The organism is Streptomyces torulosus, from assembly GCF_001419765.1.
Classification (GTDB): domain Bacteria; phylum Actinomycetota; class Actinomycetes; order Streptomycetales; family Streptomycetaceae; genus Streptomyces; species Streptomyces torulosus.
On record NZ_LIRK01000926.1, the window covers coordinates 1 to 6,527 of the forward strand.

The following is a 6,527-nucleotide window of genomic DNA, read 5'->3' on the forward strand; positions in this document are numbered from 1 at the left end:
GAGGAGGACGGGGGCGGTTCCCGGACGGGTGGGATTCTGCGCGAGTTGGAGCCCGATGTCTGAGGCCGATGTCTGAGTCCACACTGCTTCGATTCGGCGGGACAATAAATGCCCGAAAGCCAGGGCCTGTTGCGGTCACGATGCTCCTGTGAAGCATGCCGATGTCCTGAGCGGGCTTGCCGCCAACGCCTCCCTTCCGCCCGAACTCGTCGACCGTCTGATCGAACTCGCGGTCGCCGACACCGACGCCGACTTCACCGATGACCTCGCCAAACGCCCCGACCTCACCCACGCGCAGGCGCTCGCGCTGTACGTACGCGTCCCGGAGAGCGGCCCACAGCTCGCGTGCGAGGGCCGGCTGACCGTCGCCGACGTCGATCCGGCAGCCGATCCGGACACCGCTCTCGCGCTGCTCGGCGAGGGGCGCGGCGATCCGGTGTGGGGCCGGGTCCTCGTGGCGGACCCGGATTTCTGGCGTCGGCAGCGGCTGGCCCGGTGTGTGGGCCTGCCGCCCGATGTCGTCGAGACGCTCGCCGCCGGTCCGGATGTGCGGGTGGTGGGGGAACTCGCCCTGTGGACGACGGATCGGGCGCTGGCCACGAGGCTCGCGGGGCATCCGAACGCCGAGGTCCGCAAGTACGCGGCCTGGAACGAGGCAACGCCACCGGCCGTACTGGCGGCACTCCTCGACGACAAGGGACTGCCTCCCGTACAGCGGTGCTCGGTCTGCGGCGTCGAGGAGACCGGCTGCGAGGTGTGGCCGTACGAGGTCTGTGGCGGCACGCACGAGACCGCCGTGTACGCCGTACGTCACGGGGCCCTGAGCAACCCCGCCACCCCCATCGAGGCCGCGATCCCCTTCGCCGACCACCCGTCGGAGAACCTGCGCTTGGCCCTCGCCGAGCACCCCGACCTGCCCCCGGAGGTGAGCCGACGGCTCGCCACGGACCCCGACGCGCGCATCCGGGCCTGCCTCGCCGAGAAGCCGGCCGGCGACCACGCCCTGATGCGCGTACTGGCCGAGGACGAATGCCAGGACGTACGGCGCCGACTCGCGCACAACCCCAACGTGCCCCTCGACGTCCTCGTTCGCTTCATCGCCACCAAGAAAATCGGCCCCACCCTGCTACCCCGCGTCGAGGCCGCGTCCCCGGCCGAGGTCGAGAGACTGGCCTGCTCGACCGACTCGACCGTACGGATGCTCGTGGCCCTGCGCCGCGACCTGCCCGCCGAGATACGCGACGCCCTCGCCACCGACCCCGACGCGAAGGTGCTCAAGAGCATCGCCCCGCACCCCGGCCTCTCCGAGGCGCGACTGCGGGCCATGGTCGACCGGCACGGAGTCCAGGTCCTGGCGGCGGTGGCGGCCAACCCGGACGCGTCCGGGGCACTCCTGGAACACCTCGCCCACGACTGTCCGCCGGTGCACCAGGCGTTCCGCGAAATCGCCGCCCACCCCCACGCGACCCCGCGGGCCCTGCTCGCCTGCCTGACGGACGGCCAGGCGAGGCCCATTGCCGCGGGCCATCCGGCCCTCCCGCCCCAGGTGATCGTGGAGTTGCTCGCCGACGATGACGGTCATGTGGCGAAGGCGGCGGCGGGCAATGCTTCGCTGCCGGGTGCGGTGATGCGAAATCTGGTGCCTTAGCGGTCGGCTCCGTAAGTCCTTCGGGGGTTGATCATGTAGCTGGCTCGGCGGAGGATTCTTCGTGGTGATCGGTGGTGTGCCGGTCGAGCCTGGCCAGCAGATCGTCCAGGTCGGAGGTGGTGAACTTCCACTGGAACGGCTGTGCTGTGGCGTTGTAGCGGTCTTCGAAGGCCCCAAGCCGGTCGGCGACCTGGGCGAGGTCGGTGAAGTCGTCGGGTGAGACGACCTTGCGCTGTACGACGGAGAAGTAGATCTCCACCTGGTTCAACCACGAAGCATGCACGGGGGTGTGGACCATCACCGCGTTGGGGAAGGCGGCGGCCTTCTTGCCGCGGTGGGAGGAGCCGTTGTCCACGATCCAGAACACGCGCTTCGCGCTGGCGTAGGGCTCGGTGCTCATGACCTGGGCGACCAGGTTCATGAACGGGTCGATGCCGGTGCGTGGCTCGGTGCGGTTGACGCGCATCGCGCGGGCCTGGCCGGGGGCGAGGGTGGGGTGGCAGCGGCAGCGGGCCTGGATGGAGGTCTTCTCGTCCGCGCTGATGACGTACTCGTCCTCGCCGAGCCGGACGCCTCGCCAGGTGCGGGCGTACAAGCCGAGCACCCGCTCGGCCTTGGTCCGGAAGCCGGGGTCGGTGATGAAGATCCAGGACTGGTGCTGCCAGGGCTTGAGCGCGTCGTCGGTGAGCCAGCGGCGCACGGTGGAGGCGGAGACCGAGCAGGCGATCGCCTGGGCGACGACCTCACGGGCCAGTTCCGGGCACGACCAGCGCGCCAGCGGCACGCCGCTCTCGGCTGGCAGCCGGCAGGCCAGGGCCTTGACCTGGGCCACCTGCAACGCGGTGAACGACGGAGGCCGCCCTGACCGCTCGCGGTCGGACAGACCGGCCGGACCGTGCTCGACGAACCGGCCACGCCAGCAGCGGACCGTGTCCAGATGCAGCCCCGTCTCACGGGCGATGCGCGCGTTGGAGCGTTCGCGTGCGGCGTGCAGTACCACCTGCGCGCGCATCCGCAGCCGGTGCTCGGTCTTGTGGCCGTAGGCCATCTTCTTCAGTCGCTCGCGCTCGGCGGCGCGCAGGACTATCGGGCGGGCGGCGGTAACGGGCAAGGCAGGCCGATCGACAGAAGTGGATCATGACAGGCCGAAGTCTGCCGCATCCGGCAACCGGCCCCTCGGGCAGGATGACCGACATGCCCACGCCTTCGGAACACACCCGTCTCGGTGGAGGCGCGCCTCGGTGAGCGCGCCCGCACCGCCTGGCCGCAGCTGGGAGCGGCTACACATCCGCCACCGGGGAGCCTTCGCCTATGTGGAGGCCGAACTGGCCGACGGCGAACGGGTCAAACTGATGCGACTGCGCTACACCGGCGCGGTCGGCAGGTGGGGCTTCGCCCTCTACCACGCCGGCGGTGACCACTACGAGGACTCCCTGCTGCCCAGCGGCAGCGCCACGGGCACCCCCGCAGACGCACTCGACTGTGCCTGCCATCTCCACCTCGCCGCCCCCGACATCTGAGCAGACGCCGGACACAGAACTGCCTCCGACGTCAACCCCCGAAGGACTTACGGAGTCGACCACTAAGTGACGGGACTTGCGGGGCAGTAGTGGCCATATTGAGATGCGTTGGTACCTGTGACTTGTGCAGACTCCACGCATGGCTCCTGAGATCGACGTCTCGCTTCAGGAGAGGGCTCTGCGTCATGTCGCTGCTTCTTCCAGAGGTACGCCCCTCCCTCCAGACCTACGGGTGACGATGCACTTTCATCCTGATCGAGCTGAGAGGAACCGTCCCATCCTGGTTCAGATGGCTGACGACGGTGTCTACAAGTCACAGTTCGCCACAGGGACGAGTAACGGCGGACTGACCGCTCACCCGGGCGGAGACCGATGGCGCTGGGAGAGCCGTATCTTCGCTGGAGCGTATGACGAAGCCGCCCCTGACGAGCGCCCCGTCTACGGCGCGTTGAACCACCGCCGTGAGGCGTTCGGCGCTGCTCCGCGATTCGGCTCCTCGTACTTCAGGCTCACGCCTGAGACTCTCACGCGCGCTACTTTCTGCTACCCGGACAGCTCCGCCGAGCCGTCTGAGTTCGGCATCGCCGATCGATGCGCACTGGTCGAGCTTGCCGAGGCAGCGGACACGGATCCCCTGGACGGTCACATAGAGGCACAGGTCCATGGGCCTGTCAGGTTTGACCGTGACGTGGAAGCGCTGGTGCTGGATCCCAGCTATCGCGGTACGGCGGTCGAATACGCAGCAGAATGCCTGCCGTGCCCAGTCGAGTGGCATCCCGGTTTCCGGCTCAGTGTTGCTGAACTGCGTCGTCATCCGCACTATCGCGGCAAGGAGTACGTGGACCTGGGGGCCGCGATCGCTCCAGGTGACTGGCTCACTCCGCGGCTAATCGGAGACGCTGCCCGCACAGGTCGCTACGCTCTCCAAGATCTCAAGAAGGTCTGGCACTGCGTGGCCCGGTTCGGAAGGCTCAGCGGCTGCTGAGATGCCGTGCTGCGTCCGACTCGTCGGAGTCAGGAGCGGCGAGCAGCGTTCAGCCCCCGCCGGCCGACCCCGCCGCGAGCAGCCCCACCTGCCAAGTGATGCAGCTTCCACCCAGGCGCGCCGGCTGCCAAGCGACACGTAGTGGTGAGAAGAGCCGGGAAGCGCTGGACCCTCCAGCTAGGGTCGGCTGGGCGACGGAGGGCCGGACACCATGACAGCGCGGCTGGCCCTTTCCGAGACGCGGACGATGCTGTGAGGATCGACTTCGTGCGTGGGCGCCCGCCGACCCGGTAGGTACCTAAGAGATCGTCTCAACTGGCGTGATCACTAGGCTGGCGGCCGTGATGGCGATGGTGGAGCGTCTGGTACCGGACGGGTTGTGGGAGTTGTTTCAGCGAGTGGTGCCGGCCGCTCCGGTGCGACCCCAGGGTGGGGGTCGACGCAGGTATGGGGACCGGCATGTGCTGGCGGCCATCGTCTTCGTGGCCACGACGGGATGTACGTGGCGCCAGCTGCCGTCGGGCTTCGGCCCGTCTGGGGCGACCGCGCACCGGCGGTTCGCGGAGTGGAGCCAGGCCCGGGTATGGGGCAAGCTTCACCGCCTGGTGCTGGATGAGCTCGGCGCCCTGGGCGAGTTGAACTGGTCGCGGTGTGCCGTTGACTCGGTGAACATGCGGGCAGTAAAGGGGGGACCTTACGGGTCCGAATCCCGTAGATCGCGGCAAGAAAGGCTCGAAGGTCCACCTGATCACCGAGCGGTCCGGTCTGCCCCTCTCGATCGGCATCTCTGCTGCGAACACACATGACAGCCTGGGAGTGGAACCCCTGGTACGGGGTATCCCGCCGATCCGCTCTCGCCGTGGACCACGTCGGCGACGGCCCGCCAAGCTCCACGCCGACAAGGGGTACGACTACGACTACCTGCGACGGTGGCTCCGCAGCCGGAACATCGTCCCGCGCATCGCGCGCAAGGGGATCGAGTCCTCGCAGCGGCTGGGCCGCCACCGGTGGACCGTGGAGCGGACGGTGGCCTGGCTGGCCGGCTGCCGTCGCCTTCATCGTCGTTACGAGCGCAAGGCTGAACACTTCCTTGCCTTCGCTGGGATCGCCGCAACTCTGATCTGCTACCGCCGGCTCCCGGCCTGAGACGATGCTCAGGTATTGGCACCTCGTGCCGTTACCTGCCAGCGGTCGATCACCTCGCGATCTCGGACGACCAGCAGCTCATCGGCGAGATTCACCGGCGTACATATGTGGTTGGGGATCACAGCGACCACCGACCCGAGGCATGGCCCCCGCACCCCTTCGGGAAGCCGGACTACGGCATGGTGCTCCCACAATCCGGTGATGGTTCCCTGCGGGAACTGGGGCAGGTAGCCGTGGCCCATCACCCAAGACGACCGGTCGGAGCCGAGGACCTTGCTACCGACATCAAGCACAAAGCGGTCCGGGGCCGGAACGCTGATCACCGTCGCCGCGGCAACCAGTGCGAGATCCTCCACCCCGCAGGTGCCGATGGCCAGCTGGGTGGCGTCATTGAAGACGTAGACACCGGGCCGCAACTCGTTCACCGCACCCGGCTGCCACTGCCCCACAGTCGGAGTCGACCCGCCGCTGACCACACGGACTTCGATCCCAAGGTCCCGCAGCGCCTGTGCGGCCTCGCCCAAAGTTCGCTCCTCGTCCCGTGCGGCACGCTCGCGCGCCTGCGCGTCGTGCCCGTAGCCGTGTCCCGGGAACGTGAACACGCCGGCAACATCCAGTCCCGCGTCGGCCGTAGCCTTCCCGACTTCACCAGCAGCGTGAGGCTGTACTCCCGTGCGATGGCTTCCGCTGTCGACTTCGACCAGCACCTCGACCGGCCGGGCGCTGCCGCGCACGGCTCTCCCCAGCCGCTGCGCACCTTCGACCGACTCGACACCGATTCTCAGGGCAACGCAGTCCGCCAACCGGCGCAGCCGCTGCGTCTTGTCGGCATCGAGCCACACGGGATAAGCGATGAACAGGTCATCCACGCCGACCCGGGCGAATGCCTCGGCCTCGCTGATCGTGGCCACCGACAGCCCGCGCGCGCCAGCCTGAAGCTGACGGTCGGCGATCTGCGCGCACTTGTGGCTCTTGGCATGCGGACGCAGAGCGAACCCTTGGAACCGCGAAGCCTCAGCCATCCGCGAGATGTTTCTGTCCAGAACGTCCGGATCGACGACGAGTGCTGGCGTAGCCAGCCCATCGGGCAGCGGTGTCACCATCTCTTGCCTCCCACCATGCAACACGTTGAGATGATCATGGCAGGTCGGCGAACCTGGGCCACAGAGCCATCAGCCCAGGCCCCACGTGCCAATCGAGACGACCTCTAAGAGGTCCTAACAAAGGC

6 protein-coding genes are annotated in these 6,527 nt (G+C 68.2%); 4 read left to right on the forward strand and 2 right to left on the reverse strand.

Annotated features, from left to right (window positions below):
- The first annotated feature begins 148 nt into the window (after positions 1–148).
- Positions 149–1,648, forward strand: a complete 1,500-nt coding sequence (locus AOK23_RS42590) for a hypothetical protein (RefSeq protein WP_055717736.1) — start codon at positions 149–151, stop codon at positions 1,646–1,648.
- A 31-nt stretch (positions 1,649–1,679) separates the two neighbouring features.
- Here the strand turns inward: AOK23_RS42590 and AOK23_RS42595 are convergent, their stop codons facing one another.
- Positions 1,680–2,759 carry a helix-turn-helix domain-containing protein gene (locus AOK23_RS42595; protein ID WP_240496838.1) on the reverse strand — a complete coding sequence of 360 codons (1,080 nt, stop codon included), beginning with the start codon at positions 2,757–2,759 and terminating at the stop codon, positions 1,680–1,682.
- A gap of 130 nt (positions 2,760–2,889) precedes the next feature.
- Here AOK23_RS42595 and AOK23_RS42600 point away from each other — a divergent pair, with 130 nt between their 5' ends.
- From AOK23_RS42600 to AOK23_RS46350, 3 genes are all read left to right on the forward strand, one after another.
- Entirely contained in the window at positions 2,890–3,168 is a 279-nt protein-coding gene (locus AOK23_RS42600) for a hypothetical protein (RefSeq protein WP_206336443.1), read from the forward strand.
- A 139-nt stretch (positions 3,169–3,307) separates the two neighbouring features.
- Positions 3,308–4,153, forward strand: coding sequence for a DUF3626 domain-containing protein (locus AOK23_RS46345; protein ID WP_079050035.1), 846 nt, complete (start codon positions 3,308–3,310; stop codon positions 4,151–4,153).
- Between the two features lie 350 nt (positions 4,154–4,503).
- Positions 4,504–5,299, forward strand: a protein-coding gene (locus tag AOK23_RS46350) for an IS5 family transposase (RefSeq protein ID WP_169800395.1) whose coding sequence is annotated in 2 segments (ribosomal slippage) — positions 4,504–4,838 and positions 4,837–5,299 — 798 coding nt in all. Because the reading frame shifts where the segments join, the coding sequence is not laid out codon by codon here.
- Between the two features lie 8 nt (positions 5,300–5,307).
- Here the strand turns inward: AOK23_RS46350 and AOK23_RS42610 are convergent.
- Positions 5,308–6,402: an alanine racemase gene (locus tag AOK23_RS42610; protein WP_055717739.1), complete on the reverse strand. Its 1,095-nt coding sequence runs from the start codon at positions 6,400–6,402 to the stop codon at positions 5,308–5,310.
- Between the last annotated feature and the right edge of the window lie 125 nt (positions 6,403–6,527).

Bases quoted from the DNA above. Each gene is read 5' to 3' on its own strand.
- AOK23_RS46345 (WP_079050035.1), top strand. From the start codon at position 3,308: ATGGCTCCTGAGATCGACGTCTCGCTTCAGGAGAGGGCTCTGCGTCAT.
- AOK23_RS42610 (WP_055717739.1), bottom strand. From the start codon at position 6,402: ATGGTGACACCGCTGCCCGATGGGCTGGCTACGCCAGCACTCGTCGTC.